The 26,396-nt window shown below is 68.7% G+C and carries 28 protein-coding genes; 13 read left to right on the top strand and 15 right to left on the bottom strand.

All coding sequences use genetic code 11. From position 1 onward, the window contains the following. Positions 1-22 precede the first annotated feature (22 nt). The gene (locus tag A5730_RS03925; protein ID WP_067895868.1) at positions 23-1,198 is read left to right on the top strand and encodes a thiolase family protein; all 1,176 of its coding nucleotides are present in this window, start codon (positions 23-25) and stop codon (positions 1,196-1,198) included. On the opposite strand, the gene A5730_RS03920 is transcribed toward A5730_RS03925, so the two are convergent. Further along, positions 1,195-1,779 carry a hypothetical protein gene (locus A5730_RS03920; protein WP_231994626.1) on the bottom strand — a complete coding sequence of 195 codons (585 nt, stop codon included), beginning with the start codon at positions 1,777-1,779 and terminating at the stop codon, positions 1,195-1,197. The genes A5730_RS03925 and A5730_RS03920 overlap by 4 nt on opposite strands. Positions 1,780-1,912: 133 nt before the next feature. On the opposite strand from A5730_RS03920, the gene A5730_RS03915 reads away from it, so the two are divergent. Continuing rightward, the gene (locus tag A5730_RS03915) at positions 1,913-2,656 is read left to right on the top strand and encodes a 3'(2'),5'-bisphosphate nucleotidase CysQ (RefSeq protein ID WP_067895866.1); all 744 of its coding nucleotides are present in this window, start codon (positions 1,913-1,915) and stop codon (positions 2,654-2,656) included. A 38-nt stretch (positions 2,657-2,694) separates the two neighbouring features. Here the strand turns inward: A5730_RS03915 and dmpG are convergent, their stop codons facing one another. The 3 genes from dmpG to A5730_RS03900 are packed head-to-tail and all read right to left on the bottom strand — an operon-like array spanning position 2,695 to position 5,275. Continuing rightward, positions 2,695-3,696: a 4-hydroxy-2-oxovalerate aldolase gene (gene dmpG, locus A5730_RS03910; RefSeq protein ID WP_067895863.1), complete on the bottom strand. Its 1,002-nt coding sequence runs from the start codon at positions 3,694-3,696 to the stop codon at positions 2,695-2,697. Further along, positions 3,693-4,649: an acetaldehyde dehydrogenase (acetylating) gene (locus A5730_RS03905; RefSeq protein WP_197506134.1), complete on the bottom strand. Its 957-nt coding sequence runs from the start codon at positions 4,647-4,649 to the stop codon at positions 3,693-3,695. The genes dmpG and A5730_RS03905 overlap by 4 nt, the downstream gene beginning before the upstream one ends. Beyond that, a complete protein-coding gene (locus tag A5730_RS03900; protein WP_067895860.1) occupies positions 4,646-5,275 on the bottom strand; it encodes a TetR/AcrR family transcriptional regulator in 630 nt (209 codons plus the stop codon). Before A5730_RS03900 ends, A5730_RS03905 begins: the two co-directional genes overlap by 4 nt. Positions 5,276-5,370: 95 nt before the next feature. Between A5730_RS03900 and A5730_RS03895 the strand changes: the two genes are divergently transcribed. The 3 genes from A5730_RS03895 to A5730_RS03885 are packed head-to-tail and all read left to right on the top strand — an operon-like array spanning position 5,371 to position 8,812. Then, positions 5,371-6,957: a bifunctional 3-(3-hydroxy-phenyl)propionate/3-hydroxycinnamic acid hydroxylase gene (locus A5730_RS03895; protein WP_067895857.1), complete on the top strand. Its 1,587-nt coding sequence runs from the start codon at positions 5,371-5,373 to the stop codon at positions 6,955-6,957. Next, positions 6,954-7,814 (top strand): alpha/beta fold hydrolase, encoded by an 861-nt coding sequence (locus A5730_RS03890; RefSeq protein ID WP_067895855.1) that lies wholly within the window; start codon positions 6,954-6,956, stop codon positions 7,812-7,814. Before A5730_RS03895 ends, A5730_RS03890 begins: the two co-directional genes overlap by 4 nt. Next, positions 7,811-8,812 (top strand): VOC family protein, encoded by a 1,002-nt coding sequence (locus A5730_RS03885; RefSeq protein WP_067895853.1) that lies wholly within the window; start codon positions 7,811-7,813, stop codon positions 8,810-8,812. The genes A5730_RS03890 and A5730_RS03885 overlap by 4 nt, the downstream gene beginning before the upstream one ends. Positions 8,813-8,873: 61 nt before the next feature. Here the strand turns inward: A5730_RS03885 and A5730_RS03880 are convergent, their stop codons facing one another. Continuing rightward, the gene (locus A5730_RS03880; protein ID WP_067895850.1) at positions 8,874-9,779 is read right to left on the bottom strand and encodes a haloalkane dehalogenase; all 906 of its coding nucleotides are present in this window, start codon (positions 9,777-9,779) and stop codon (positions 8,874-8,876) included. A gap of 115 nt (positions 9,780-9,894) precedes the next feature. On the opposite strand from A5730_RS03880, the gene A5730_RS03875 reads away from it, so the two are divergent. Next, positions 9,895-10,623: a DUF2652 domain-containing protein gene (locus A5730_RS03875; RefSeq protein WP_067895847.1), complete on the top strand. Its 729-nt coding sequence runs from the start codon at positions 9,895-9,897 to the stop codon at positions 10,621-10,623. On the opposite strand, the gene A5730_RS03870 is transcribed toward A5730_RS03875, so the two are convergent. Both A5730_RS03870 and A5730_RS03865 read right to left on the bottom strand, forming a co-directional pair. Further along, entirely contained in the window at positions 10,620-11,810 is a 1,191-nt protein-coding gene (locus A5730_RS03870; protein ID WP_067895845.1) for a MalY/PatB family protein, read from the bottom strand. The two genes, A5730_RS03875 and A5730_RS03870, sit on opposite strands and share 4 nt — an antisense overlap. A gap of 34 nt (positions 11,811-11,844) precedes the next feature. Beyond that, positions 11,845-12,942: a dihydrodipicolinate reductase gene (locus tag A5730_RS03865; RefSeq protein ID WP_067895841.1), complete on the bottom strand. Its 1,098-nt coding sequence runs from the start codon at positions 12,940-12,942 to the stop codon at positions 11,845-11,847. A 237-nt stretch (positions 12,943-13,179) separates the two neighbouring features. Here A5730_RS03865 and A5730_RS03860 point away from each other — a divergent pair, with 237 nt between their 5' ends. The 3 genes from A5730_RS03860 to A5730_RS03850 are packed head-to-tail and all read left to right on the top strand — an operon-like array spanning position 13,180 to position 16,256. Then, a complete protein-coding gene (locus tag A5730_RS03860) occupies positions 13,180-14,160 on the top strand; it encodes an LLM class flavin-dependent oxidoreductase (protein WP_067895838.1) in 981 nt (326 codons plus the stop codon). Beyond that, entirely contained in the window at positions 14,157-15,236 is a 1,080-nt protein-coding gene (locus tag A5730_RS03855) for a dihydrodipicolinate reductase (RefSeq protein ID WP_067895834.1), read from the top strand. The genes A5730_RS03860 and A5730_RS03855 overlap by 4 nt, the downstream gene beginning before the upstream one ends. Before the next feature lie 45 nt (positions 15,237-15,281). Next, entirely contained in the window at positions 15,282-16,256 is a 975-nt protein-coding gene (locus A5730_RS03850) for an LLM class flavin-dependent oxidoreductase (RefSeq protein ID WP_067895830.1), read from the top strand. Between the two features lies 1 nt (position 16,257). On the opposite strand, the gene A5730_RS03845 is transcribed toward A5730_RS03850, so the two are convergent. Beyond that, a complete protein-coding gene (locus A5730_RS03845; RefSeq protein ID WP_067895827.1) occupies positions 16,258-17,043 on the bottom strand; it encodes a spirocyclase AveC family protein in 786 nt (261 codons plus the stop codon). Between the two features lie 193 nt (positions 17,044-17,236). On the opposite strand from A5730_RS03845, the gene A5730_RS03840 reads away from it, so the two are divergent. Together A5730_RS03840 and A5730_RS03835 are read left to right on the top strand one after the other, a co-directional pair. Beyond that, complete coding sequence (locus A5730_RS03840; protein WP_067895824.1) at positions 17,237-17,902, top strand: TetR/AcrR family transcriptional regulator; 666 nt, start codon at positions 17,237-17,239, stop codon at positions 17,900-17,902. Positions 17,903-17,914: 12 nt separating this feature from the next. Beyond that, the gene (locus tag A5730_RS03835) at positions 17,915-19,117 is read left to right on the top strand and encodes a cytochrome P450 (RefSeq protein ID WP_067818094.1); all 1,203 of its coding nucleotides are present in this window, start codon (positions 17,915-17,917) and stop codon (positions 19,115-19,117) included. Between the two features lie 88 nt (positions 19,118-19,205). On the opposite strand, the gene A5730_RS03830 is transcribed toward A5730_RS03835, so the two are convergent. The 6 genes from A5730_RS03830 to A5730_RS03805 form a co-directional block, all read right to left on the bottom strand. Continuing rightward, positions 19,206-20,192, bottom strand: a complete 987-nt coding sequence (locus A5730_RS03830) for an alpha/beta fold hydrolase (RefSeq protein WP_067895821.1) — start codon at positions 20,190-20,192, stop codon at positions 19,206-19,208. Between the two features lie 56 nt (positions 20,193-20,248). Further along, positions 20,249-20,743, bottom strand: coding sequence for a lipoprotein LpqH (locus tag A5730_RS03825; RefSeq protein WP_067895818.1), 495 nt, complete (start codon positions 20,741-20,743; stop codon positions 20,249-20,251). Between the two features lie 84 nt (positions 20,744-20,827). Beyond that, the gene (locus A5730_RS03820) at positions 20,828-21,553 is read right to left on the bottom strand and encodes a hypothetical protein (RefSeq protein WP_067895992.1); all 726 of its coding nucleotides are present in this window, start codon (positions 21,551-21,553) and stop codon (positions 20,828-20,830) included. Further along, on the bottom strand, positions 21,553-22,425 hold the full coding sequence (locus tag A5730_RS03815) for a TIGR03619 family F420-dependent LLM class oxidoreductase (RefSeq protein WP_067895815.1): 873 nt from the start codon (positions 22,423-22,425) through the stop codon (positions 21,553-21,555). Before A5730_RS03815 ends, A5730_RS03820 begins: the two co-directional genes overlap by 1 nt. Then, positions 22,422-23,222: an SDR family NAD(P)-dependent oxidoreductase gene (locus tag A5730_RS03810; protein ID WP_231994620.1), complete on the bottom strand. Its 801-nt coding sequence runs from the start codon at positions 23,220-23,222 to the stop codon at positions 22,422-22,424. Before A5730_RS03810 ends, A5730_RS03815 begins: the two co-directional genes overlap by 4 nt. Continuing rightward, entirely contained in the window at positions 23,201-24,001 is an 801-nt protein-coding gene (locus tag A5730_RS03805; RefSeq protein ID WP_067895810.1) for an alpha/beta hydrolase, read from the bottom strand. The genes A5730_RS03810 and A5730_RS03805 overlap by 22 nt, the downstream gene beginning before the upstream one ends. A 125-nt stretch (positions 24,002-24,126) precedes the next feature. On the opposite strand from A5730_RS03805, the gene A5730_RS24145 reads away from it, so the two are divergent. After that, positions 24,127-24,987, top strand: coding sequence for a hypothetical protein (locus A5730_RS24145; protein ID WP_082946704.1), 861 nt, complete (start codon positions 24,127-24,129; stop codon positions 24,985-24,987). Between the two features lie 3 nt (positions 24,988-24,990). Here the strand turns inward: A5730_RS24145 and A5730_RS03795 are convergent, their stop codons facing one another. Further along, a complete protein-coding gene (locus A5730_RS03795; protein ID WP_067895809.1) occupies positions 24,991-25,845 on the bottom strand; it encodes a sulfurtransferase in 855 nt (284 codons plus the stop codon). Positions 25,846-25,902: 57 nt separating this feature from the next. Here A5730_RS03795 and A5730_RS03790 point away from each other — a divergent pair, with 57 nt between their 5' ends. Further along, on the top strand, positions 25,903-26,382 hold the full coding sequence (locus A5730_RS03790) for a hypothetical protein (protein ID WP_231994619.1): 480 nt from the start codon (positions 25,903-25,905) through the stop codon (positions 26,380-26,382). Positions 26,383-26,396: the final 14 nt, after the last annotated feature.

The raw sequence follows: 26,396 nt of genomic DNA, 5'->3' as shown, positions 1-26,396 counted from the left end.
CCGACCGTTCGAGGTTGAGAACATGGCCACACCCGTCATTGTCGGAGCGGTTCGGACGGCGATCGGCCGCTCCTTCAAGGGCACGCTCGTCAACACGCCGCCCGAGACGCTGATCACCACCGTGCTTCCGGAGGTGGTCCGCAGGTCCGGCGTCGACCCGTCCGCGATCGACGACATCATCTTTGCCGAATCCCATTACGGCGGCGGCGATTTGGCGCGGTATGCGGCCACCGCGACCGGCATGGAGGACATTCCCGGGCAGTCGGTGAACCGGCACTGCGCGGGCAGCCTGACCGCCATCGGCAACGCCGCGGCCCAGATCGGCTCCGGGATGGAGCGTGTGCTCATCGCCGGCGGCGTGCAGTCGCTGTCGATGACGCCGCTGACCAACTGGCGCATCCCCGGCCCGGAACTCAAGTTCGAGGAACGCTGGATGCCGCCGACTCACGTCGAGACGCCGGACGCGCCGGCCAAGGACATGTCGATCACCGTGGGCTGGAACACCGCCCAGGCGGTGGGCATCAGCCGCGAAGAAATGGACGCCTGGGCCGCCCGGTCACATCAGCGCGCCATCGCGGCCATGGACGCGGGCAAGTTCGTCGACGAGATCGTCCCGCTGAAGGTCACCCAGTTCGACGGATCGGTGACCGAGTTCTCCGTCGACGAACACCCCCGCCGGGACACCACGGTGGAGAAGCTCGCCGCCCTCAAGGTGCTGCACCCGGAGATCGAGGGGTTCTCGATCACCGCCGGCAACAGCAGCGGCACCAACGACGCCGCGGCGGCGGTTGCCCTCGTCGACCGCGAGTACGCCGCCGCCGAGAACCTGAACGTGATGGGCACGGTGCGGGCGTGGGCCGCCGCGGGCGTCGCCCCGCGCGACACCGGCCTGGGGGCCGTCAAGGTCATCGGCAAGGTGCTGCAGCGCGCCGGCCTGTCGGTCGACGACGTGGCGCTGTGGGAGATCAACGAGGCGTTCGCATCCGTGCCGATCGCGGCGTGCCGGGAGTACGGCATCGACGAGGAGAAGGTGAACTTCTCCGGCAGCGGTTGTAGCCTCGGGCACCCCATCGCGGCCTCGGGTGCGCGCATGGTGACCACGCTGGCGTACGAGCTGGCCCGCAGGGGCGGCGGCATCGGCGTCGCGGCCATGTGCGCCGGTGGTGGCCAGGGCGGCGCCGTGGTGATCGAGGTCTAATTGCAGTACGTGTAGCCGATGAACTGGGTGCCGCGGGTGTCGCCGCTCGAGTAATTGGCGAAGTGCACCGCCGGCTGCCCGTTGTATTGGGCGTTCATCTTTTGCACGGTCGGTGGCGGGACGCCCTTAGGGAACGCCAGGATCATGTCGGCGAAGATGTTGAGGCCGACCTGGCAGATGGCCTCGCGTCGCGGCGGCTGTGGATTCCAGGCGTGCACGACGACCGGCTCGGTGAGCTGATACCCGGCCGCGCAGTTCGGGTCGCAGACCTTGAACACCGCCGTGCCGGTCCCGTCGGCGCCCTGCGGGCCCCACGAGCTCCACGACATGTCTTGCAGCGCAACGGCGACGCTCGCGCAGCCCAGGACGTTGAGGCGCTTGGGACGCTCGACCGGTGGAACCGACAGGTTGTAGCAGCCCGGGATGGCGAAGCTCTGCGGGGGCGCCGGCTGGGTGGTCGGCCGCCCGGCGGTTTGGTTGCCCTGCGTCAGCTTCAGCACCACGAAGGCCAGCACACCGGCCAACGCCACCGCCGAGACAACGCCGATAACGATCAGCCGCCCCCGTGGAATGCTTCGCAACCGGCTCAATGACGGAACGTTTCCCCCGCTCACGTTCACAAGATTACGGCCGAACCCTTCCGTTCGGGGCGGTGCCCGCCGGCGTCGAGTTGGCAGGGTAAAGTTGGTCAACACTGCCAACTTAAGGAATGTGATGGCCTTGCAGCTGACGGATGACCACGAACTGGCCGCGCGGCTGGCCACCGAGGCCGGGCGGTTGCTGCTTACGGTCCGCGATGAGTTCGCCGACGCCGAGGCGGGTGAGCGGAAAGCCGCGGGGGACAAGCGATCCCACGACTTTCTGATGGCAGCGCTGGCCGACGAGCGCCCCGGCGACGCGGTGCTGTCCGAGGAGGGTGTCGACAATCCGGTCCGGCTCCGTTCGGACCGGGTGTGGATCGTGGACCCGCTGGACGGGACGCGGGAATTCTCCGAGCTCGGGCGCGACGACTGGGCGGTGCACGTCGCGCTGTGGGAGGCCGGTGAGCTGGTGGCCGGGGCGGTGGCCATGCCCGCGCAGGGCATCACCCTCGCCACCCCCGACGTCGCCACGCCGCCCGCGGCCCCGGGCAAGCCGCGCATCGTGGTGTCGCGCACCCGACCGCCCGCCATCGCGCTGAGCGTCCGCGACGCGCTGGACGGGGTGCTGGTGGAAATGGGTTCGGCCGGGGCCAAGGTGGCTTCGCTCGTCCAGGGATTGTCCGATGTGTACGTGCACGCGGGCGGCCAATACGAATGGGACTCGGCCGCCCCGGTGGCCGTGGCCCGAGCCGCCGGCCTGCATACCTCGCGCATCGACGGCTCGGCGCTGGCTTACAACCAGCCCGATCCGAAGCTGCCGGATGTGGTGGTCTGCCGTCCCGAGTTGGCCGAGGCAGTACTGGCGGTCACGCGCTGAGAGCGCCGGTGCCGCAATCCATTTCGAGCATAAGAACTTTACTCAGCGCCGGTGAGGTCGAGCGCGATGTCGACGAGCATGTCTTCCTGGCCGCCCACCATCCCGCGCCGGCCGGCCTCTTCAAGTAGCGTGCGCGCGTCGACGTCGAAACGGGCGGCGGCGGCCTCCGCGTGGCGCAGGAAGCTGGAGTACACCCCCGCGTAGCCCAGGGTCATGGTTTCGCGGTCGACCCGCACGGGGCGGTCCTGCAACGGCCGGACGAGGTCGTCGGCCGCGTCCTGCCGGCGGTGCAGGTCGCAGCCGTGATCCCAGCCGAGCCGGGACGCCGCGGCGATGAACACCTCTAACGGCGCGTTTCCGGCGCCGGCGCCCATACCCGCCAGGGAGGCGTCGACTCGGTTTGCGCCACGCTCGACGGCGGTGATGGAGTTGGCCACCCCGAGGGAAAGGTTGTGGTGGGCGTGGATGCCGATTTCCGTTGTCGGCAGCAGGGTTTGGCGCAGGGCGTCGACCCGATCACCGACGTCGCGCATCGTCATCGCGCCGCCGGAGTCGACGACATAGACGCACGTGGCCCCGTATCCCTCCATCAGCTTGGCCTGCGCGGCCAACGCGGCGGGCGTGGTCAGATGGCTCATCATCAGGAAGCCCACGGCGTCCATACCGAGGCCACTGGCGGTGGCGAGGTACGGGGCCGCGATGTCGGCCTCGGTGCAGTGAGTGCCGACGCGCACGACGGTCGCCCCCGCCTTGTGGGCGTCCCTGAGGTTGCCCAACGTGCCCACGCCGGGCAACAGGAGCGTCGCAATCTTCGCGCGACTGACGGCCGCGGCCACCGCCTCGATCCATTCGATGTCCGTATGCGCACCGAACCCGTAGACGCAGCTCGAACCGGACAGCCCGTCGCCGTGGGCGACCTCGATCGAGTCGACGCCGGCCTCGTCCACGGCGTTGGCGATCGCGATCGCCTGCTCGATGCTGTATTGGTGGCGTACCGCGTGCATGCCGTCGCGTAGGGTCACGTCGCTGACGTAGATCATGTTGCGGCTCCGGCGGTTTCGTAGTCGTGCGCGGCGATGCGCTCGGCGGTGGCCTTGGCGGCCGAAGTCATGATGTCGAGGTTTCCGGCGTAGGCGGGCAGGTAGTGTGCGGAGCCGGCGACCTCGAGCATTACGGTGACGCGGGTGCCGGTGAATTTGCCGGTCTCGGGGATGTACAGCGGTTGGTCATGGCCGAACACCTGGAACTGCACGTCTTGCTTGAGCCGGTAACCGGGCACGTATGCGGCCACCCGGCCGACGATGTCATGGATTTCCTGCTCGATCCGGTGGTGATCCGGTTCGCCGTCGACGAGGCAATACACGGTGTTGCGCATGAGCACCGGGGGATCGGCGGGGTTCAGGATGAGCACGGCCTTGCCGCGCTGCGCACCGCCGACGACCCGCAGTGCGGCGGCGGTGGTTTCGATGAATTCGTCGATGTTGGCCCGGGTTCCAGGACCCGCGGATTTCGCCGAAATGGACGAGACGATCTCGGCGTAGGGCACGATTCCGGTCTTGCCGACGGCGGCGACGATCGGAACCGTCGCCTGGCCGCCGCAGGTCACCATGTTGAGGTTGGGGGCGTCGAGATGGTCATCGAGGTTGACCACCGGTACGCACATCGGGCCGATCGACGCGGGCGTGAGGTCGAGCACTCGAATGCCGTTGTCCCGCAGCGCCGGCCAGTGGGCACGGTGCGCGTCGGCCGAGGTGGCGTCGAAGGCCAGTTTGATGCCGGCGACGTCCGGCATCCGCAGCAGCCCGTCGACCCCGTCGGCGGTGGTGGGCACGCCCATCCGCCGCGCCCGGGCCAGCCCGTCCGAGTCCGGATCGACGCCCACCATGGCGCCCACGGTCAGCGGACCGTCGCCGCCCTGGATCTTGAGCAACAGGTCGGTGCCGATGTTTCCCGAGCCGATGATCGCCACCGGCCAACGCTTGGTGGCGGTCATTTCGCGTTCTCTTCGGCCATGCGCACCGCGGCGTCGTAGAGGGCAGCCGCGTGCAGCTCGAACAGCGCAACGATGTCGACGGAGTCACCGCCGATCTCCTTGGCGATGAACAGGCCGTCGGCACCCGCCATTGCGTAGGTGGCCACGTCGTGGATCTGCGCGTCGGTCAATTCGGGAAAGAGCTCGCGCGCCGTGGTGCGCAGCGTGGACTGCATCTGCGTCCGGACGTCGATGAACATGGCCCGGGCCCGCGGCTCGACCGGTCGTCGCTCCAGGCCGAGCATCAGGCCGAGGCGCAGGAAGTCGGGGGAATCCAGTAGCGCCTTGGCGATGTGCATGACCATCGAGACGAACCGTTCCCGGGTGGTGCCTTCGGCGGGCATCTGCCAGGCCGAGAGCACATTCGCGAAGCTGCGTTCGATGACCGCGGCGATCAGATCGTCCTTGTCCTTGAAATGCCAGTAGATGGAGCTGGCCGGCAGTCCGCACTTCGCGCTGACCAGCGCGATGCTGGTGCCCTCGTAGCCGCGCTCGCTGGCGATCTCGGTGGCCGCATCCAGGATGCGCGCCCGGGATGCCTCGCCGTCGAGACGGCGGCGGCGCTGCGGCTTGTCTTTGGTCGCCACTGAAACTCCTCGGCAATAAGGTCTTGACTCTGTAGTGATCGCTACATTACCGTAGTGATCGCTACAGAACAAGCCCACACGAAGGCGAGACGGCAATGAACGAGCACCCGACCTATGACGTGGCAGTGATCGGTTACGGACCAACCGGCGCCACGGCCGCGAATCTCCTTGGGAACATGGGGCTTAACGTCATCGTCATCGAGCGCGACCCGGACGTGTACGGGCGGGCGCGGGCCATCTCCACCGACGAGGAGGTGATGCGGATCTGGCAGTCCGTCGGCCTGGCCGAGCGGCTGCAGCGCGACATGCTGCCGGACCGGCCGCTGGCCTGGGTGGACGCCCACGGCGTGCCGTTCATCGAGACGACCATGACGCCCCGGGGCTGCGGGCATCCCCCGCAGCAGTTCCTCTACCAGCCGGCGGTCGATCACGTGCTCCGCGAGGGCGTCGCGCGGTATCCAAACGTCGAGGTGCTTGTCGAACACGAATGCCTGCGGGTGCTCAACGGTGACGCCCACGTCGAACTGATGCTGGCGGACCTGCGCACCGACACCTTCAAACGCGTGCGGGCCTCGTACGTGATCGCCTGCGACGGCGGATCGTCGCCGACCCGCGCCCAGCTCGGAGTGGGATACGACGGCCGCACCTACGCCGAGCGCTGGGTTGTCATCGACACCAAGGTGATCCGCGAGTGGGACGGTCACGACCGGTTGCGCTTCCACTGCAATCCCGCCCGCCCGACGGTGGACTGCCCGACGCCGCTGGGCCATCACCGCTGGGAGTACCCGGCACGCGATGCCGAAGACGAAAAGCAACTCGTCACCGATAAGGCCATCTGGCGGGTGCTGAACGAACAGGGCATCACCGAAGAGCACGTGAAGATTCTGCGCGCCGTCATCTACAGCCACCACGTGCGCGTCGCCGACCGCTGGCGCGTCGGGCGGGTCTTCCTGGCCGGCGACGCGGCGCACGCCATGCCGCCCTGGATCGGCCAGGGCATGTCGGCGGGCGTGCGCGACGCCGCCAACCTGTGCTGGAAGCTCGCGGCCGTGATCCGCGGGCAGGCACCCGATTCGTTGCTCGACAGCTACCAGCTCGAGCGCAAACCACACGTCACCGAGGTCACCCGCCGGGCCGTGCGCAACGGGCGGCTCATCACCGAACGCCGAAAGTCCTTGGCGTGGTTGCGCGATCACCTGCTACGCGCGCTGACGCGGCTGCCCGGCGTGCTCGCCGGCGGGCAAAAACTGATCTGGATCCCGGCCGCTCACTACGCGGGCGGTTACTTCGCCACCGAGGCGCACACCGCCGTCGGCTGGCAGCTCCCGCAACCATGGGTCACCGACGCCGCCGGAACGGTCAAGCGGCTGGACGACGCCCTCGGTTGCGGCTGGACGGTGCTGCACTATGGCGCGCCGCCGGCCGGGACGGATCGGTGGGAGCGACTGGGCGCCCGCGCGCTGACCATCACGGCCGGCGCGCCCGCGGCCGGCGCGATCCGCGACGACGACGGCACGCTGACCGGTTGGCTTCGACACCACAAGGCCGCCGCGGTGGTGCTGCGCCCCGACGGATTCGTCTTCGCCGCGGCGGCCCCGGACCATCCACTGCCCGCCCCGCCGAAGGGCCTCGTCGACCTGACGCCGCCCGTCCCGGCCGCCCCGATCGGAGTCCCCGCATGATCACCACGCAATTGAACGAGCACACCGTCACCGTCGCCGGGAAACCGATCTTCGTCTCCGAAACCGGCACCGGCCCGGCCGTCGTCATGCTGCACGGCGGCGGCCCGGGCGCGTCGGGCGTGTCGAACTACTCGCGCAACATCGACGCCCTCGCAAAGCATTTCCGCGTCATCGTGCCCGACATGCCCGGCTACGGACGGTCGGTCAAAGGCGTGGACCACGACGATCCGTTCGGCTATCTGGCCGACATGATCCGCGGCCTGCTGGACGAGCTCGGCGTCGACGTCGCCCATCTGGTCGGCAACTCGTACGGCGGCGCCGCGGCCCTGCGTCTCGCCCTGGACACCCCGCAGCGCGTCGGCAAGCTGGTGCTGATGGGCCCGGGCGGCATCGGGACCACCCGGGGCCTGCCCACGGCCGGGCTGAAGAGGCTGCTGGCCTACTACGGCGGCGACGGCCCGAGCCGCGACAAGCTGGCCGCGTTCATCCGCACCTACCTGGTATACGACGGCACCGCGGTGCCCGATGACCTGATCGACCTGCGCTACCGCGCATCGATCGACCCGGAGGTGGTCGCGGACCCGCCCCTGCGGCGCCCCTCCGGGCCGATGGCCCTGCGCACGCTATGGCGGATGGACCTCACCCGCGACCGCCGGCTGACGACCCTGGCCACGCCGACGCTGATCCTGTGGGGACGCGACGACAAGGTCAACCGGCCCGCCGGCGGACCGATGCTGTTCGACCTCCTTCCGAACGCGGAGCTGGTGATGACCTCGCGGACCGGGCATTGGATGCAATGGGAGCGCGCCGACCTGTTCAACCGGCTGGCCGTCGAGTTCCTGGAGGGAGAGCTATGAGCGCCTCGGTGTTCGGGCGAGCCCATCTCGGTTATGTGGTGATCGAGAGCGAAAAGTTCGGCGACTGGGCGCGATTCGGCCGCGACGCCATCGGCATGCACTGCGACGACGCGGCGCGCGACACGATGCGGTTCCGCCTCGACGACCACGACTGCCGCTTCCTGGTGCAACGCGGACCCGCCGAGGACGTCACCGCCCTCGGCTGGCAGCTGGACGACCACGACGCCTTCGACACCGTCCTCGACCGCGTCACCCGGCACGGGGTGCCGGTGACCGCGGGCACCGACGAGGAGGCCGCGCTGCGCGGGGTGGAACGGCTGGTCCGATTCCCCGGGCCCAACGGGCTGACCCAGGAGGTGTTCACCCGCGCCCGGACCGGGCCGGCGCTGCACATGGCGACCGACGGTGGATTCGTCACCGGCGCAGCGGGTTTGGGCCACGTGGCGGTCACTACCACCAAACCCCACCAACTGCATGGCTACTACGCCGCGGTGTTGGACGCGCGGCTGTCGGACTACATCGACGAGACGATCGGCGGCCTGAAGTTCAAGATCCGCTTCCTGCGGGTCAACGAGCGGCACCATACGGTGGCGATCGCCGCGGTCAACCGCCTGAGGCTGAACCCGATCCGCACCCGCGTGCAGCACGTCAACGTTCAGGTCGCGGAACTCGACGACATGACCGCGGCCTACCAGCGGGTCAGGCAACTGGGCTTCCGGATGGCGCTCGGCGTGGGCCAGCACACCAACGACAAGGAACTGTCGTTTTACGCCGTCACGCCCTCGGGGTTCGAATGGGAAGTCGGCTGGAATCCGATCGTCGTCGACGAGGCCACCTGGGAACCCACCACCCACCAGGGCATCAGCATCTGGGGCCACACGCCCGAGGGGCAGACGATCATCGACAAACTCACCCAATTCAAGGCCGGTGCCGCGTCGCTGCTACACCATGAGGACACGGTTCCGGCGCTGGCCGGGGCGGGTATTCCCGATCACTGATAGCGAGACACGTTGCGCGGCAGGGCAGTCGTGCGCCTGGTCCACGCCCGGTGACCCGTGGTCAGCGCAGCGCCTGCTGCCAGGACAGAATGCGTTCGGCCAGTTCGGGTCCGGAGTCTTCCTGGATGAAGTGGCTGGCGTGGATGCGGGCGTGTGGCTGGCCGGCGGCGCCGGGGATGTGCTTGATCAGCGGGCGGTCGGCTTGCCCGAGGATGGGGTCGCGGGCCCCGAAGATGGCAAGCATGGGCTTTTCCCACTGCCCCAGGGCCTTCCAGGCCGCCCGGTTGGCCGGCACCGCCGGATCGTCCGGGGAGGTCGGCACCAGTTGCGGGAAGGCGCGGGCGCCGGCCTGGTACGACTTGTCGGGAAACGGCGCGTCATAGCCGGCCCGCACCCGGGCGGAAACCCGGCGGACCGTTCCCACGGAAACGATGCGGCCGGCGGGCAGCACGGGGGAGTAGCGCGCGAACGCCCGCCACGCGTAGAAGGCGGGCGGGGTGGCTCGCTCCGCGGTGGGTAGGAATCCATTCGCCACCACGAGTCGCGCGATGCGGTCACCCTGCTCGGCTGCGATGCGCAGCCCGATCAGCGATCCCCAGTCCTGCACGAACAGCGTCACGTCCTTGAGGTGGAGCCGCTCGAACCAGGAGGTCACCCATTCGACGTGCCGCTGGTAGGTGTAATCCTCGACCCGGCTCGGCTTGTCCGAGCGGCCGAAGCCGATCAGGTCGGGGGCGAGCACGCGGTTCCCGCCGTCCGTCAACGGCGGGATCATGGTCCGGTAGAGGTAGCTCCAGGTGGGCTCGCCGTGCAGCAGCACGATCGGCGGTCCGTCGGAAGGGCCCTCGTCGAGGAAGTGCATGCGTAGCGGCTGGGTGTCGCTTGCCGCCACGTCAACGTAGTTCGCTACGAACGGATAGCCCTCCAAATTTTCGAATCGGGAGTCCGGGGTTCGTAGCACATGCATATCCAGCTCCTCCGGTGGGCGGGCGCCTTGAGTTAGCCTCTCTCGACAACGCGAGTTCGTCTAGTAGGGAATTTCATTGAGCTAGACGTCTGGTGGACATTAAACTCGCTTGTTCATGGCGATTCGGCGTGCCGTCCTGATCATTGCCGACATCAGCGGCTACACCCACTACATGCAGTGGAACCGTACCCACCTGGCCCACGCGCAATTGACGGTGGCGGGCCTGCTGGAGTCGGTGATCGACGCCGGTAGGGGTCTGAAGCTCGCGAAGCTGGAGGGTGACGCCGCGTTCTTCTGGGCACCCGACGGCGACCCCAAAGTGCTGGTGTGCGACCGGCTGTCCCGGATGCGGGAGGCTTTCATCGCGCGCCGTGAACGCTTCAAAAAGGACCTGGCCTGCGAGTGCGCGAGTTGCGCGCAATTGGACAGCCTTTCGGTGAAGTTCGTCGTCCATCAGGGTGAGGTGGCCGAGCAGCGGGTTAAGCGACACGTGGAGCTCGCGGGCTTCGACGTCATCCTGGTGCACCGAATGCTGAAAAACACGGTGCCAGTGGTCGAATACGTGCTGATGACCGATCCGGTCGCGGCGTGCCTCGACGAGTCGGTGCGCTCGCAGTGCAAACCGCTGATCCACGTCTTCGACGACATCGGTGAGACGCCGACGCACTATCTCGATCTCGCCACCTCGGAGGTCTCGGTAGTTCAACCCGCGTCCGGCTTCCTTCGCCGCCTCGGGTCGACGATCAAGCTGGAATTGAGCTCACTGCCGTTCGTCCTCGGCTTCAAGGAGCCCGCGGCGGGTTTCCGCAACCTGGGCCGCGGCGCCGAGGAGATTCCGGCCTAGCCCACGTCGCGGCTAGTGGCCAGCGCGCGGCCCATCCGGGACACCGCCTCGGTGAGGATGGCCTGCGAGGTCGCGAAGTTCAGCCGGACGTGCCCCGCGCCCCCGGTGCCGAAGACGTGGCCGGAGCTCAGCGCCACCCGGGCGTGGTCGAGAAACCACCGGGCCGGTCCGGACAGGTCGGCAACCACCGCCAGGCCCGCGGCGGCCTCCTCGGCGAATCCGAGCTCGCGGCAATCCAGCCATGCCAGGTAAGTCCCTTGCGGCCATTGGTATTTCACGCCAGGCAGGTGTTCGGCGATCAGCTCACCTAGGAGCGTCCGGTTCTGATCCAGGCCGCGCAGCAATGCGTCAAGCCAGTCGCCACCGGTTCGGAACGCCTCGGCGTGGGCGATGATGCCGAAGTGGCTCGGCCCATGGCTGACCTCTTCGGGCATCCGGTTCAGGTCCGCGACCGCCTCGGGGCCGGCGATGGCCAGCGCCGCCTTGAGCCCCGACAGGCTCCAGGCCTTGGAGGCGGACGTCAGGGCGAAGGCGTTCTCCGCGCCGGGCACGGTCAGGTACGGCGTGAAACGCGCCCCGTCCAAGACGACAGGCCCGTGAATTTCGTCCGACACCACCCGGACGCCGAACCGGCGGGCGAGCGCGTCGACCGTGTGCACGGATCCGGTGGGGTTGTGCGGGTTGCACAACAGGTACGCGACGTTCCCTCCCCGCGCGCCGGCGCGAGCGAAGGCTTCTGCCAAGGCGGCCAAATCAATTCGGCCTTCGGCGCCCAGCGGCGCTTCGACGATCTGACGGCCGTCGTGCGCGACGAACGCGTAGAACGGGGCGTACACCGGCGGGTTGACGACGACGGCGTCACCCCGGCCGGTGACCAGACGCAGCAACTCGACGGCGCCGAGCATGACGTCCGGCACGATCGCGGTGCGGCCCACCGGTAGGTCATGCCATTGCCAGCGCTCGGACGCGAATTGACCGACCGCCTCGGCCAACGCGGTGCCGCACGGATACCCGGTGTCGCCGTTGTCGATGGCGGTCCGCAGCGCCTCGGCCACCGTCGGCGCCAGCAACACGTCCATCTCGGCGACCCACATCGGCAGGACGTCGGGCGGATGCGCGCGCCATTTCATGCTCGTGCGGAGCTGCAGTTGCTGCAGCGTGAGCTCCTCGAGTGGGTTAGACGTCACCCGGGCAGACTAAGCCCGCGCCGGCCGCCGCGGCTCAACGCGTGGCGAACGCGTGCTTCGGGATGGTCAACGGCAGGTCCACCGAACTGAGCAATCCCGGTTCTGCCGCAACGACATACGGCACGGCGTTGACGACGCGCATCGCGGTGGCCACCATCGCGCCGGCGCCGGAGGTCATGCCCCCCACCCCGGCTTTGTGCGGATCCTTGAGCGTCGCCGCCAGCGTGCAGTCGATGTCGGGGTCGCCGGTGATCATCACGCGGTAGGACAGATCGCCGATCCCGGTCGGCCAATCCGGTGCGACGTCGTGGGCGAGCCGGGTGACGTGCTCGATGACGATGGCTTCCCGGCCGTCGACCACACCGATCGCCCGCATGCGCAGCGCACCGCAGGTACCCGCCTCGACGGTGCCCATAGCGACCTCCAGCGTCCGGTTCGTCACCGCGCGGTCGAAATACTCGCGGACCTCCTGCACCTCGACGCCGAGCGCGTCGGCGACCAACCGGATCTGGCCCTGCCATTCGCCCGCGATCGCGCCCGGGAAGCCGATCCAGGGCTGGTAGTCGAGCGGTCGACCGAAACCCAGCGCGTCGCTCATGATGTCGGGGACGCCGTAGTCGTCGTACAGGCCGATCTCGAACGCGTGAATCTTCTCGATGGACGACGACTGGGTGGACAACACGAGCGGCAGGTGATCGGCGGCGAACCCCGGCTCGATCCCCGACGCGTACAACGACACCTGGCCCTGCTTGGCCGCGGCGACCAGCTGGTCGCGCCACTCGGCGGGTTCGTAGGCGTGCGGGTTGACCAGGCGGGTGGTGCTGGTCGTGACGACGTTGATGCCGGACTCGAGCAGCCTGACGTAATCCGGGATGGCCAGCGCGTCGCGCTCCGGGCCACTGGCGGCGTAGATGACGCAATCGGGTTTCAGCGCGATCAGTGCGTCGGCGTCGGTGGTGGCCGTGAGGCCGATCGGCTCGCCGTTGGCGAGCTCGCCGGCGTCCTTGCCGTCCTTCTCCGGCGAGTGCACCCACACGCCGACCAGCTCCAGATCCGGGCGACGCGCGATGGTACGGATGGCGATCGACCCGATGCCACCCGTCGCCCACACCACCACCCGGTGAGCCGTCATCTCGTCCTCCTCAGGTGCGCGCGCGTCGCAGGCGCGATGGAAATCCGTTGCGGCCGTTGCCCTTACGGCACGGACGGTGGCGACTGGTATCCGATAGTCGATTTGAAGCTACCGTCGCGAAACCCCTCGGTCAAGGATTTAAGAAAGCGCGCACTATCTTATCGAACAAATTTTAGGTTAACTTGCAGCCATGCGCGCGTTACACTGCGTATTCAGAGGCGGACCGGGGGGGCGCCGATGTTTACGTTGAGATTCGACATGCGGGTTCCGCGGTGGTCCGGGCCCGCCGCGGAGCTGTACGCCGCGGCAATCGACATGTGCGCGTGGGGCGAAACTCGGGGCGCAGTACTGGCGGTGTTGTCCGAGCATCACGGGGCCGACGACGGCCGTGTGCCGTCGCCGCTGATGCTGGCCTCGGCGATCGCCGCCAGGACGCGCACGTTGGCGATCCTGCTTGCCGCGGTGACGATTCCGTTACGCGATCCGGTTCGGCTTGCCGAGGAGATGTGCGTGCTCGACCTGATCAGCCGCGGACGGGTGTCGTACGCGTTCGGTGTCGGACATCGACACGAGGAGTACGACCACTTCGGCGTCGACATGGCCACCCGCGGTCGCGCGGCCGACGAAATCCTGGCCGTTCTGGGGCCACTCGTTCGCGGCGAGCCCGTCGAATATCGCGGGCGCACAGTCCGGGTCACGCCGGCGGCGGGTTCTGACTCGGGGCCGTTGATACTGATCGCCGGCGGCAGCAAGGCCGCCGCCCGTCGGGCCGGGCGGTACGGCCTGGGGTTCGTGTCCCAGACGGAGTGGCCCGGCCTGATCGAGTTCTACGAAGAGCAGTGCCGCGCTCACGGCCATGAACCCGGAATGGTCCAGTTTCCGGCCCCCGGGGTGCCGACGGCGGTGTTCGTCACCGAAGACGAGCGGGGCGTCGAGGAGGCTTGGGACGTGCTCGGGCCCCACCTGTTGCACGACGCGGTGACGGCGGCGTCATACCGGCCCCATGACGATTCCGTTGCCAGCATCACCCGCGCCGACAGCGTGTCGGATTTGCGCAAAGAGGGCGGCCCCTACCGCATCATGACCTGCGATGAGGCGACCGAGTACGTGCGCGGCGGCCGGCCGCTGCCGCTGCACCCGCTGTGCGGCGGCCTCGCGCCCGATGTCGCGTGGCCCTACCTCGAGCGGGCGGCGGCGGCCGCCGCGCGGGCCATATGAGAACGCCGGGGCCCATCCGTACCGTCGTGTGGTCCACCGGCGGTGTTGGGGCGATCGCGATCGACGCCATCGCCCGCCGTCCCGACCTGGAACTCGTTGGGGTTTGGGTGCATTCGCCGGACAAGGTCGGCAGGGACGCCGGCGAGTTGGCCGGCGGCAAGCCCCTGGGCGTGACGGCCACCGACGACGCCGATGCGCTGATCTCCTTGGCGCCCGACTGCGTGGTGTACGCGGCGAGCGGGCCCGAACGCGACGGGGCCGCGGTGCCCGACTACCTGCGGCTGCTGCGGGCCGGCGTCAACGTGGTGTCGACATCGTCGACGAGCCTGGTCTACCCGCCGACGTATTTCGCCCCGGACTGGCGCGACCAGCTCGAGGCGGCCGCCCAGGCCGGCGACGCGTCGTTCTACGCCTCGGGCATCTTCCCGGGTTTCGCCTCCGATCAGCTCGCCCTGCTGATGACGACGCAGTCCAAGAGGATCCGCACCATCACGGCCAGTGAGGTCGCGCTCAACGACCACTACCCGGTGGCCGATGTGATGATGGACGGGATGGGATTCGGTCGCCCCTTGGATTTCGAGCCCATGCTGAAGACGCCCGGATTCATCGAGATGGCTTGGAAGGCACCGATATTCCTGATGGCCAAAGGCCTCGGCGTTGAGGTGGAGCAGGTGCGCGGTTCGCTGGACCGCGAGTTGACCGACCGCGACATCGAGGTGGCGTTCGGCACCATCAAGGCGGGCACCTGCGGTGCCGTGCGGACCCGGGCCGCGGGCGTGGTCAACGGCCGCGAGGCCATCGTGATCGAGCACGTGATCCGGATGGCCCGCGATGTCGCGCCCGGCTGGCCGACATCGGAATTCGACGCGACCTATCGGGTGGACATCGAGGGCGACCCCGACATCCATTGCGTCATGACGCTCGGCGCGGCCGAGGGCCACGGTGCCGGGCGCGCCGCGATGGCGTCGACGGCCATGCGGGTGGTGAACGCGATTCCATACGTCGTCGACGCGCCCGCGGGCCTGGTGAGTTCTCTGGACATCCCGACGACTCTGCCTCTTTACGCCTTCGACTAAACGTGTAACGTACGTCCAACGAATAGCCTGGCTAGGAGTTTGGCCGTGTACACACTTCGCTTCGACATGCGCGACCCCGAATGGGCCGCCCCCCCAACCGATCTGTACGCAGCGGTGCCCGAAATGTGCGCCTGGGCCGAAGAACACGGCGGTCTGGCCGCCGTCCTGTGCGAGCACCACGGGTCCGAGGACGGCTATCTGCCCTCGCCGTTGTTGATGGCCTCGGCGGTCGCCGCGCGGACCCAGCGGCTGGCGCTGAGCCTGATTCTGATCCTGCCGTTCTACGAAACCGTGCGGCTCGCCGAGGACATGGCGGTGCTGGACATCCTGAGCCGCGGGCGCGCGTCGTACATCCTGGCCCTGGGCTACCGGCCGGAGGAATTCGAGCACTTCGGCGTGCCGATGAAGACCCGTGGCCGCCTCTGCGACGAGAAACTGGGGCTGTTGCGGCGATTGCTTGCCGGGGAGACCGTCGTCGAGAACGGGCGGCGGATCACCGTGACGCCCCGCCCGCTGACGCCCGGGGGGCCGGCGCTGATGTGGGGTGGCGGAACGGTCGCCGCGGCCCGCCGCGCCGGCCGGTATGGCCTGGGCATGCTGGGCAACGCCAACGCGCCGGGCATGCAGCAGGCCTACGAGGAGGCCTGCCGCGAGCACGGCCATCAGCCCGGGCCCACGATGTTCCCCAGCCGCGACACGCCCTCGGTCGTGTTCGTCGCCGACGACGTGGATCAGGCGTGGAAGGAGATCGGTGAGCACCTGCTGCACGACGTGCGGACCTACGCCGCGTGGAACCCCGGGGACGAGACGACGGCCGGCTTCTCGCACGTGAACACCGTCGACGAGCTGCGTGCCGCGCCGACTTCGCACATCATTATCTCTGTGCCGGAAGCGATTTCGCGGGTCCGCGCCGGCCAGGTGCTCAACCTGTCCCCGCTATGCGGCGGCCTGCCGCCCGATGTCGCGTGGCCGTATCTCAAGCGCGTGGGCGAGGTCGTGCTGCCCGAGGCTCTCGGGTGAGCTACTCGGGCTGGTTCGGTACGCCGGGGAACAACTGCTCCGTCGGCCCGGCGGTGACCCAGCCGCCGAGCTTCGTCGCCAGGTGGGGCGCGAAAACCGCGCCGTAGAGGACGTTTCCGACGACGATCATCGCGGCGACGGACAGCAGCGACGCGCCGAGGCGGCTCTTCGACCTGTTCTCGGCCCACATCTCGATGACGTTTCGCCCCTGCGCGTCGGTGCGGCCCAACAGGTAGGTGAAGACCATCATCTGGATGGCCATCGCCAGGGAGTCGTAGAGGGGGTATTGATGCACGGTTCCCTCGCGGATCGCCAGCCCCGGAATCACCCGGCCGTAATAGAACACCCCGAGCTTGGCGCCCAGGAACCCGTTGAAGAAGAGCGCCCAGCAGAAGCCGACGATGAGACCGACCACCAACAACGTTGGGGGCCTGCGCCAGCCGAACCGCGCGCTCAGCCATCGCCCGAGGGCCGTGCCGGTCACGGCCGGCAGCACGAAGTAGGAGATGTAGCCGACGGGAACGAACAGGGGCAGTCCGCCCCACGTGACGTTCAGCGGCCACCACGAGGGCATGCGGGGGATGGCCGGCGGGAACTGCGCGTACATCGCCCAGTCGTAGGGGGCCTCGATCCACGAGAAGGACATCGCCGAGATGCACAGCAGCAGAAGTGGGTGCAGCCGGCGCCGGCGGACGGTGAGGTACACGCCGAGGGCGGTGAACCCGATGCCCCCGATCAGCGCGAAGTCGCTGGCCGCCTGCATCACGGGGGTCATCTGGGAACTCACTGGTCGGGCCCCGTGGTCCGGCGCGCCTGAGGGTCAAAGCGCAGCACCAGGCCGAATATCAGAACGACCAGCCCGAACAACGTGCCCAGCATGATGACAGCGCCCACGGCCGCACCCCTTCCGATACCACCTCGACGCATTAGATAGTGCACACTATCCTAAAGGCAGTCAACCATCCGGCGAGGAGCGAACTGTGCCCCAGCGGCCACCCACCACGAAACGTGGCGCGGCAGACGCGCCGGCCCCGGCGAATCGCCGCCCGCGTGGCGCTCCGCGCCAGCTTCTGCTCGACGCCGCGCGGATACTCTTTGCGCGCCAGGACTATCGGAGCACGACGACCCGGGAAATCACCCAGGCCGCCGGCGTCACGGAACACCTGTTGTTCCGCCACTTCGGCTCGAAGGCCGCGCTCTTTCGCGAGGCGCTGGTCCTGCCGTTCACCAGCTTCGTCGACGAATTCGGCCGGACGTGGCAATCCGTCATCCCCGAAGAGACCGACGAGGAGGAACTGGCGGCGCTTTTCGTCGGTCGGCTCTACGACGTGTTGGTCGAACACCGGGGCCTGTTGTTGACGCTGATGGCATCGGAAGCCCTGAGCGACGAGGAGGCGGCCGACGCCGGCATCCCCGAAGTCCGACGGGCGTTCACGGTGCTGGGTCAGATCAGCGCCGAGGGCATCAACCTGCGCGGTATGCGGTCGGAACATCCCGACCTGCCGGCGTACTCCACGGTGGCGATGATCGCCGGCATGGCCGCGTTGCGCTCCACCTACTTCGGCGCCAAGCCGCCGTCGAGAGAAGTGATCGTCTCCGAATTGGTCCAGGCGATCTTGCACGGCTTCCTGCACCGGAACCACTAAGGGAGATCAACCATGCCAGGAACCAGCGCGGTCGACCTGTACTACGACCCGTTCGACTCCGACATCGACGACGACCCGTACCCGGTGTGGAAGCGCATGCGCGACGAGGCGCCGCTGTACTACAACGAGAAGTACAACTTCTACGCGCTGAGCCGGTACGAGGACGTGGCGCGCGAACTGCCGAACTGGCAGACCTACCGGTCCGGACGGGGGACCACGGCCGACATCTTGTTCGCGAATATCGAAGTGCCACCGGGCATTCTGCTCTTCGAGGACCCACCGCTGCACGACCTGCACCGCAGGCTGCTGTCCCGGGTTTTCACACCCCGGCGCATGTTGGCGGTGGAGGACCTGGTGCGCGGTTTCTGCGTGCGAGAGCTGGATCCGCTGGTCGGTGCGGGCGGTTTCGATTTCATCGCCGACCTCGGGGCGATGATGCCGATGCGGACCATCGGTTACCTGCTGGGCATACCCGAGGAAGATCAGGCCAAGATTCGCGATCGCGGCGGCGCCTACATCGAATTGTCCGACGAGCGCGACCCCGCCGCGGTCAACGCGAAGCTGTTCGAGGAAAGCATCGTCGTGTTCGCGGAGTACATCGAATGGCGGGCCGATCACCCGTCCGACGACCTGATGACGGATCTGCTGCGGGCCGAGATCGAGGAACCCGACGGCACGCGGCGGCCGTTGTCGCGGACCGAGGTGCTGGCCTACACCGCGATGATCGCCGGCGCCGGAAACGAGACCACCGCCCGGCTGATCGGTTACATGGGGCAGTTGCTGTCGGATCATCCCGATCAGCGGCGAGAACTTGTCGCTGACCCGTCTTTGATTCCCGGCGCGGTCGAGGAGACGCTGCGCTACGAGCCGCCGTCGCCGGTGCAGGCCCGCTACGTCGCCCAGGACGCCGAACTCTACGGCCGTGTGGTGCCGGAGGGCTCATACATGTTGCTGCTCAACGGTTCTGCCAACCGCGACGACCGGCACTTCGACGACCCCGACCGCTATGACATTCACCGCCAGGGTGGCCACCTGAGCTTCGGGCAGGGCCTGCACTTCTGTCTCGGCTCAGCGCTGGCCCGGATGGAGGGCCGGGTGGCGCTGGAAGAGGTGCTCAAGCGCTGGCCCGACTGGGAGGTCGACTACGCCAACGCCCAGCGGGCGCACACCGCCAGCGTGCGCGGGTGGGCGCGCCTACCGGTGGTCACCGGCTGACGTCCTCGGGCCTTCCCGAGTGTGCGGCTGGCCGCACACTCGGGCGCGAACGTGCGGCCAGCCGCACACTCGGCAGAAGAAGGCAAGGCTAGTCGCTTTCGTCCACCAACACCGCGCCGTCGGGTGCGTTGCCGAGGGTCTGGAGCGGGATGTCGCCGCCCTGGGCCGTCAGCCGAACGATCTGGGCCAGCTGGTCGGGGGCGTCGCATTGCAGGTAGTGGTCGGCCCCGGGTATCACCCAGTAGCGGTTGCGGCCGGGCTTCGTCTTCAGGTAGGTCTGCCAGACGTGGTTGGGCACCCGCAGCGGCGAGACGTTGTCGTGCAGCCCCCACACCACCGTGGTGTTGACCGGGCTCTTGGAAAGCGCCTCCAGCCAACCGGTTTCGTCCGCCGCCCGCTCGTGCAGGTATTGGATGGTGTCCGGCAGGACGCGGATGCCGTCGTTGTGGGCGAAGCACTTCGCCAACGCGGCGATCTCCGGGTCGTCCAGCGTTCGGCGCGGCATGAAGGTGCTGGCTCCCAGGCCGGCCGCCAGCATCTCCGGTGTCGTCGCGGCCGCGGTGGGCCGACCCGTCGCGGAGTCGAGCAGAGCGGTCTGAAAGACCGTGAGATTGGACAGCGGCAGATAGATGTTGGCGTTGGTCAGGATGAGGTCGAGGGGTTGCGATGGCGGGTCCAGCGCCGCCAGCAGCTCCAGCGCGATCATGCCGACGCTGCTGCCGCGGTCGTGGGTGAGCATGCGGAACTCGGACAGATTCCACACCTGGGTGATGGCGTAGACGAGCAGGCGCGCGTCGTCGTAGAGCGAATACACGTACGGCTCAGGCGGTTTGTCGGAGAGGCCGTAGCCGGGGAAGTCGAGCAGGTAGATGTCGAACTCAAATCCCAAGTCGCCTACCAGGCCGTGATAGTCGATGCTCGACGTCGGGAAGCCGTGCACGAGCACCAGGGCGGGGGCACCCGGTGTCCCGCAGCGGCGACTGAACACCGCGACTTCGTGCCCGTTGTTGGCCGCGGTCGTTGACCGCCAACGCAGTTCCGTGCCGCCGCTTTGCCACTCCGCGAAGATGTCCAAGCTGCCAGCATCGCAGAGCGGGTCGCGGTTAACAACCATGCGTCAGCACCGCCCCGTCACGGGCACGTGACGTGCACCCCGAAAGTGACCGGGCGCGTGCCGCTTTGACCGGGGGTGGTCGCCTCGCCGGTCCCGGTCACCGTGTAACTCTTGCCCTCCTTGGTCGCTTGCACCTGGGTCGCCGACCTGGCCGCCTGGTAGGGGAGTTGGTACTGGCCGTTGGCGAGCGTGAGCGAGATCGCGAATCCGTCGACCATGGGCGGTTTCTCGTCCGAGAGGGCCAAGGACACCGACGCCGTATCGTCACGCACGCTGATCCGGGTGGTGAGGTCACCCGACTCGGGCGGTGACGCGTTGGGTTGCGCCGCCGCACTGGTGCATTCGACCCCGGCGGTCATCGTGTGCTTGTTCCCGTCGATCATCACCGTCGTGGTTACCGAAACCGGTGTCGAACTCGGAGCCGCAGCCTGCTGGCTGCCCTTGCCCGAACAACCGGAGATACCGGCGGCCAGCACGATGCCGGCGGCCGCCAGCGCATACGGATTCGTCATCTCACCTCCCTTGCCAGCGAGGACTATAGGACCCATTCGTTTCGGGAAGGTCTCCTTTTCCTGGCGGCCAGTCGACCGCGGGGTTTACCGCCACGCTTCCCAATTCACCATGCTGCGCAGCGGTCCGGCGAACACCGGCCGCACCGCCCCCGACCGCCAGCGCCCTTCGATGGCCGGCGCCAGGGCGTCGGTCGTGGTCAGCGGGTCGTCGTCGAGGTAGATGACGGTGATGTACTGGTGGTCCGTTCGCCATCCTCGCGGAAGGCGGCTCCAGCCCGCGCTCGAACCGAAGGTCCACGCCCCTGCCGTGCCCGGCGTCTCGAGCAGCGCCGGATGGTGCTCGGCGTGCAGCCATTGCAGCCACTCGTCCGGACGGCGTCCGTCGACCGGTTCCTCGACGAGCAGGACGACGCCGCGGTGCGGCCGAAACGGCACCACCTCGGGGGAGATCAGCGCCCGCGGCGAGGACCGCCACTGCAGCAGGCGCAGCCCGGCCACTTGCAGGGACGGTCGGACGACGGGGAACCGACCGTTCTCGCGCAGCGCGCGTCCGAGCGCGACGAAGTCGTCGAAGGTCTCCTCGACGGGATCGCCCACCAGGTAGTGCACCGCGTTGCCGATCTCGCCCAGCGGACCGTCGGCCGCCAGGCGGTGTTGGGGATAGTCGCCGTCGGCGATCCAGCGCAGCCCGTGCACGATGCCCGGCAGTTGATACTGCTCGGGCATGTGATCGAGCAGGTGCCAGCGCAGATAGCTGCCGTCGTCGTCGGCCGGTGCGGTGAGGCTGAATATGCCCGCCCTGACGCGAATCACGCGGCGCCGCCGGGGGAGTGCAACTCGGCCAGCGCTTGGAGGTTGTCCAGGTATTGCTGCAGCGAGGTGTGGCGGAAGACGGCGGGCACGATGGTGGCGCCGTGCTCGGCGGCCTCGCCGACGGCGTCGCGGGTGCGCTCCGGCTCGTTGATCGGGTCCAGCGCAGCGGCAGTCGGCAGGACGACCTCGAACCCCGGCCGAAGCTCGAAGCGGCGCAACCAGTCTCGGGCTTCGGACAGGCTCACGGCAAAGGGCGCCCAGCCGTCGGCCAGGGTCGCGGCGCGGCGCAACGACCGTAACGTGCGGCCGCCGACCCAGATCGGGACCCGCTCCTGCATCGCGCAGGGGTCGACGACCATGCCGCCGAACGAATAGAACTCGCCGCGGTACGCGGGCTCGGGCGCCGACAGCGACGCGCGCAGCGCCCTGAGCGCGTCGTCGCCCCGCGGTCCGCGGTCGTCGAAGGGCGCGTCGAGGAGCTCGAACTCCTCCTTCAGGCTGCCGACGCCGACCCCGAGGATGAGCCTGCCGTTGCTGACCTTGTCCAGCGTGCCGTAGCGCTTGGCGATCTCGAGCGGATGGTGGTATCCGAGCACCAGCACGTTGGTGGCCAACCGAATTCGTTGCGTGCGCGCCGCCAGGTAGCCGAACGTGGCCAGCGGATCCCAGTAACGGGTGCCGCGGCGGTGCGTCTCGGCCGCGGGCAGCGCGATGTGTTCGCTGCAGGTCAGGTGGTGATAGCCGAGCCGATCCGCGGCCTCGGCGACAAGGGCCAGGTCCTCGATCGAGGCGTCCTTCTCCCAGTCGCCGCTGGCCTTCGGGAACATCGTCACCACGGGCGTGGCCACGGACAGTCGTGGGGCGCTCATCCCTGCATGTACCCCCCGGCGTCGACGGGGATCGATTGCCCGGTGATGGTCCGGCTTTCGTCGCTGGCCAGAAACAGGGCGAGGTTGGCGACGTCGTCGGGTGTGGAAATGTCGCGCAGCGCAACCCCTTTGAGCGCTCTCTCGCGTTGGGCGGCGACGTCGACCCCTTGCTCGTCGGCGGTGCGCTGCACCCATCGACGCCACAGCTCGGTGTCGATGGCGCCGGGCACGATGCAGTTGCACCGGATGCCATAGGGGCCGACCTCGAGCGCGACCGTCTTCGTGAAGGCCCGAAGGGAGGCCTTGGCGGTGACGTAGTGGCTCTTGCGGACGACGCCGGAATAGCCCGCCGTGGAGGAGAAGTTGAGGATGACGCCGCGACGGCGCGCAAGCATCGACCGGTTGAGCACTTCGCGGGTGCACAGCATCGCCGCGGTCACGTCGATGGCGATGGTGGCGTTCCAGTTGTCCAGGGTCTGCTCCCAGATCCAGCGGTCCTGCCCGGGGGCGGCGGCGTTGTTGCACAATACGTCGACATGGCCGAACTCATCGACGGCTCGCGACACCATGGCGGCGACGTCGCATTCGTCGGTCACGTCCGCGCGCATCGCGATGGCCCCGGGACCGGCCGCTTCGGCGGCGGCGCGCACCAGCTCTTCGCGCCGCGCGGCCAGCAAGACCTTGGCGCCCTGGGAGACGAAGAGCGAGCCGAGCACGGGTCCCAGGCCGGTGCTCGCGCCGGTGATGATCGCGACCTTGCCGTCCAGCCGGCCGGTCATTGCGTTGCGGGCACGCATGTTTCGATCCACGCGTGGATTCGTTCGGCGACGGCGAGCCAGCCAGGGTCGAGCATCATGTCGTGGCTCATCTTAGGGAAGATTTCGGCTTGCGTGCCGTAGGCGGCCGCGGTGGCCTGGACTTCCCGTCGGGTGAAGCACACGTCGTCCTCGGCGCCCAACACCAACAGCGGGGCGGTGACGAGGTTGGGCCTGGGCAGGTCATGCCAGAGCATGTCGATCGCGATCCTCAGGGCGTACTCCTCGCAGAGTTCCGCGGCGTAGCGCGCAACGTCGGCGTCGCAGTGCGACCGCGAGAAGAAGGTTTCGCGGGCCAATTCCGGCGTGGCGCCCACACCGCGCAGCGACCTGGTCATCGCCAGGCCGCTGGCGGTGTACCACGGGTGGCGCTTGAACCGGCGCGCCAGAAATCCCAGGATGCCGTTCGGGGGTGCGGAGGCGAGCAGCACGGCGGCCGCCGCCTCGTGTGACTCCAGATACTTCTGCACCACGAAGCCGCCCAGTGAATGGCCGACCACCACCGGACGTTCACCCAGTCCGTCGGCAACGGATGCGACGTCGGCGACGAAATCCGCGATCGAGCACAACCGCATCGACCTGGGCGCCGGACTGCTTCCGTGACCGCGCAGGCTCACCGCCAGCGCCCGGTGGCCCTTGCCCGCGAAGTAGTCCAGGAAGTGCTCGTCCCAGCACCAGGCGCCGTGCCACGCCCCGTGCACGAATAGCACCGGAGGCTGGTGGGATTCGCGGCCGGGCGTTCGTTCGATCACTTCGAGCATGTGCGGGACTCCTCCGTGGGCCGCGCCCCCCGGTCGGCTGCAACGCCGCTGAGATTAGCCGTTGACGTGCGCGTGGGGGACCGGAATCGGCCAAGCCACGCCGTCTCGTGGCGTTTACTGATGCGGTGGGTGTAGATGGGGAGCGGCGCACGCTGGTGCTGTCCGCGTTTCCGGGCGAGGCCGACGCCGTGCTGTCCCACACCACGCTCGATGCCGATCCGGTGGTGATCGCCGACCGGCGGCGCTTTTATCTCGGCTCGATCGCCGGCAAGAGGGTGATCGTCGCGATGACCGGCATCGGCCTGGTGAACGCCGTCGACACCACCGAGGCCGCGCTCACCCGCTTCCCTCGCGATTCCGTTGCCGCCGTGGTGTTTTCGGGTGTTGCCGGAGGGGCGGGCCGCACCAGAATCGCGGACGTCGCCGTTCCGGCGCGCTGGACGTTGGACAACGGCACCACATTCCGCGCGGTTGACCCCGGCATGCTGGCCGAGGCCGGGAAGCTTTCCGTCGCACTGGAAAGCGTCACCCACCGGATCGATTTGCGGCGGCGGCCGCGGATCGTCGTCGGGGGCGACGGATGCAGCTGGGACAACAACAACGGGGTGGCGTTTCCGTGCATCCCGAACGGCGGCGACGTCTTCGGCTGCCAGCCGCGCAGCGCGCCCGATCGGTCGCTCCGGTATACGGGCAACTTCCGGCAGGCGTCCGGAAGGTGGCTGAGAAGCGCCCTGATCAGCAACATGCGCATCGTCTCGACGTCAGACCCGGCCTATGCCGCGACCGACATGGAGACCGCGGCCGCGCAGACCGTGGCCGACGCGCACGGCGTCCCGTTCCTCGGCATCCGGGGCATCACCGACGGGCCGGGCGATCCGCTTCACCTGCCGGGCTTTCCGTTTCAGTTCTTCTGCTACAAGCGGATCGCGGCCGACAACGCCGCCCGGGTAACCGCCGCTTTCCTGCGGAGCTGGGCCGGCGCCTGACCGCTACTCGGGGCCGACGGCCACCGCGCGGCCCGGGTCCGCACACCACTCGGACCACGATCCGGGAAACAGCGCCGCGTCCTGGCCGGCCGCCGCGAGCGCGGCGACCGTGACGCTGGCGGTCACCCCGGATCCGCAGTAGGCGCCCACCGCCGCGTCACGTTCGATCCCGCGGTCGGCGAGCAGTCGCAGGAGCGCGTCCTCGCCGGCGAATGTGCCGTCGGCGGCCAGGACGGCGGTGCTGGGCAGGTTGGTGGCGCCGGGGATGTGCCCGGCGGCGGGGTCGAGCGGTTCGACCTCGCCGCGGAAGCGTTCGGGCGCCCGCGCGTCGAGCAACGTCACGCCGCCGGCGCCGGCCTGCTCGGCCGACAGGGTGGGTAGGGCCCCCGCATACAGATCATCATGGGGCACCGTCACATTCCCGGGTTGCGTTGTGGCCTCGCCGGTTTCGAGGCTCCGGCCGGCCGATCGCCAGGCCCCCAGGCCGCCGTCCAGGATGCGGACGTTCGGCAGGCCGGCCGCCGTCAACACCCACCAGGCCCGCGCCGAGCCGGCGCGGTTCCAGTCGTCATAGACCACCACGGGCTCGTCTTGCCGGACGCCCCACCGGCGCGCGGCGGCCTGCAGATCGCTGCCCGAAGGCAGCGGGTGGCGGCCGCGTCCGGCGACGGCGTGGTCGCTGAGTTCGTCCTCCAAGGACGCATAAACCGCGCCCGGTATGTGGCCCTCAAGGTAGGCGGGCCGCCCGTCGGGTTCATCGAGGCGCCAACGGACGTCGAGGATGGTCAGCGGTTCGCCGGCCTCGATGAGGTCGGCCAATTCCGCGGTGGTGATCAACACCTGGTCTCGGGCCTGCACTCGGTCGAGCCTAGCGGCCGCGCGCAGGGCGTAGTGTTCTGATCGACGGCACAGCAGATGGAGCAGATCGTGATGCGCATCGGCTACGGAACGACCGGATGTGTGGCGGTCGCGGCGGCTCTGGCGACTTCGGTCCCGGTCCAAGCGATGCCGAACACCCAGTGCGTCCTGACGACACCGGTTCAGGAAGTGCAGCATCTCGCGCAGGTGCCGCCGGAGCTGCTCAAGCTGCTTCCGCCCATCGCCGACATCGGCGCGCCGTTCAACGCGACCGACTCGGTCAGCGACCCGACACTGCCGTTCCGCCGGCTGATCCGGGCCGGCAATCGCGACGCCGACTGGTTCCTCTGGTACGAGCACGGCGGCGTCGGCTATTCCTGGCAGGCGGTGGTCGCGCGCCTCGTGCCCGGCGGGGACCCGAAGGTATTGGCCAATGCCGGAACGATTTCCGACACGTTGTGCAGGCTCACCGACGGCGCCTTTGCCGGCACCGTGCCGCCCTACCCGCCCGGATCCTGGGCGGCCTCCGACTTCTAAGGACTCGACCGGCA

The sequence above is a fragment of the Mycobacterium sp. ACS4054 genome, from assembly GCF_001667275.1.
Taxonomy (GTDB): domain Bacteria; phylum Actinomycetota; class Actinomycetes; order Mycobacteriales; family Mycobacteriaceae; genus Mycobacterium.
Note: the sequence above shows the minus strand (reverse complement) of the source record. Positions and strands in the feature narration are given on the sequence as shown.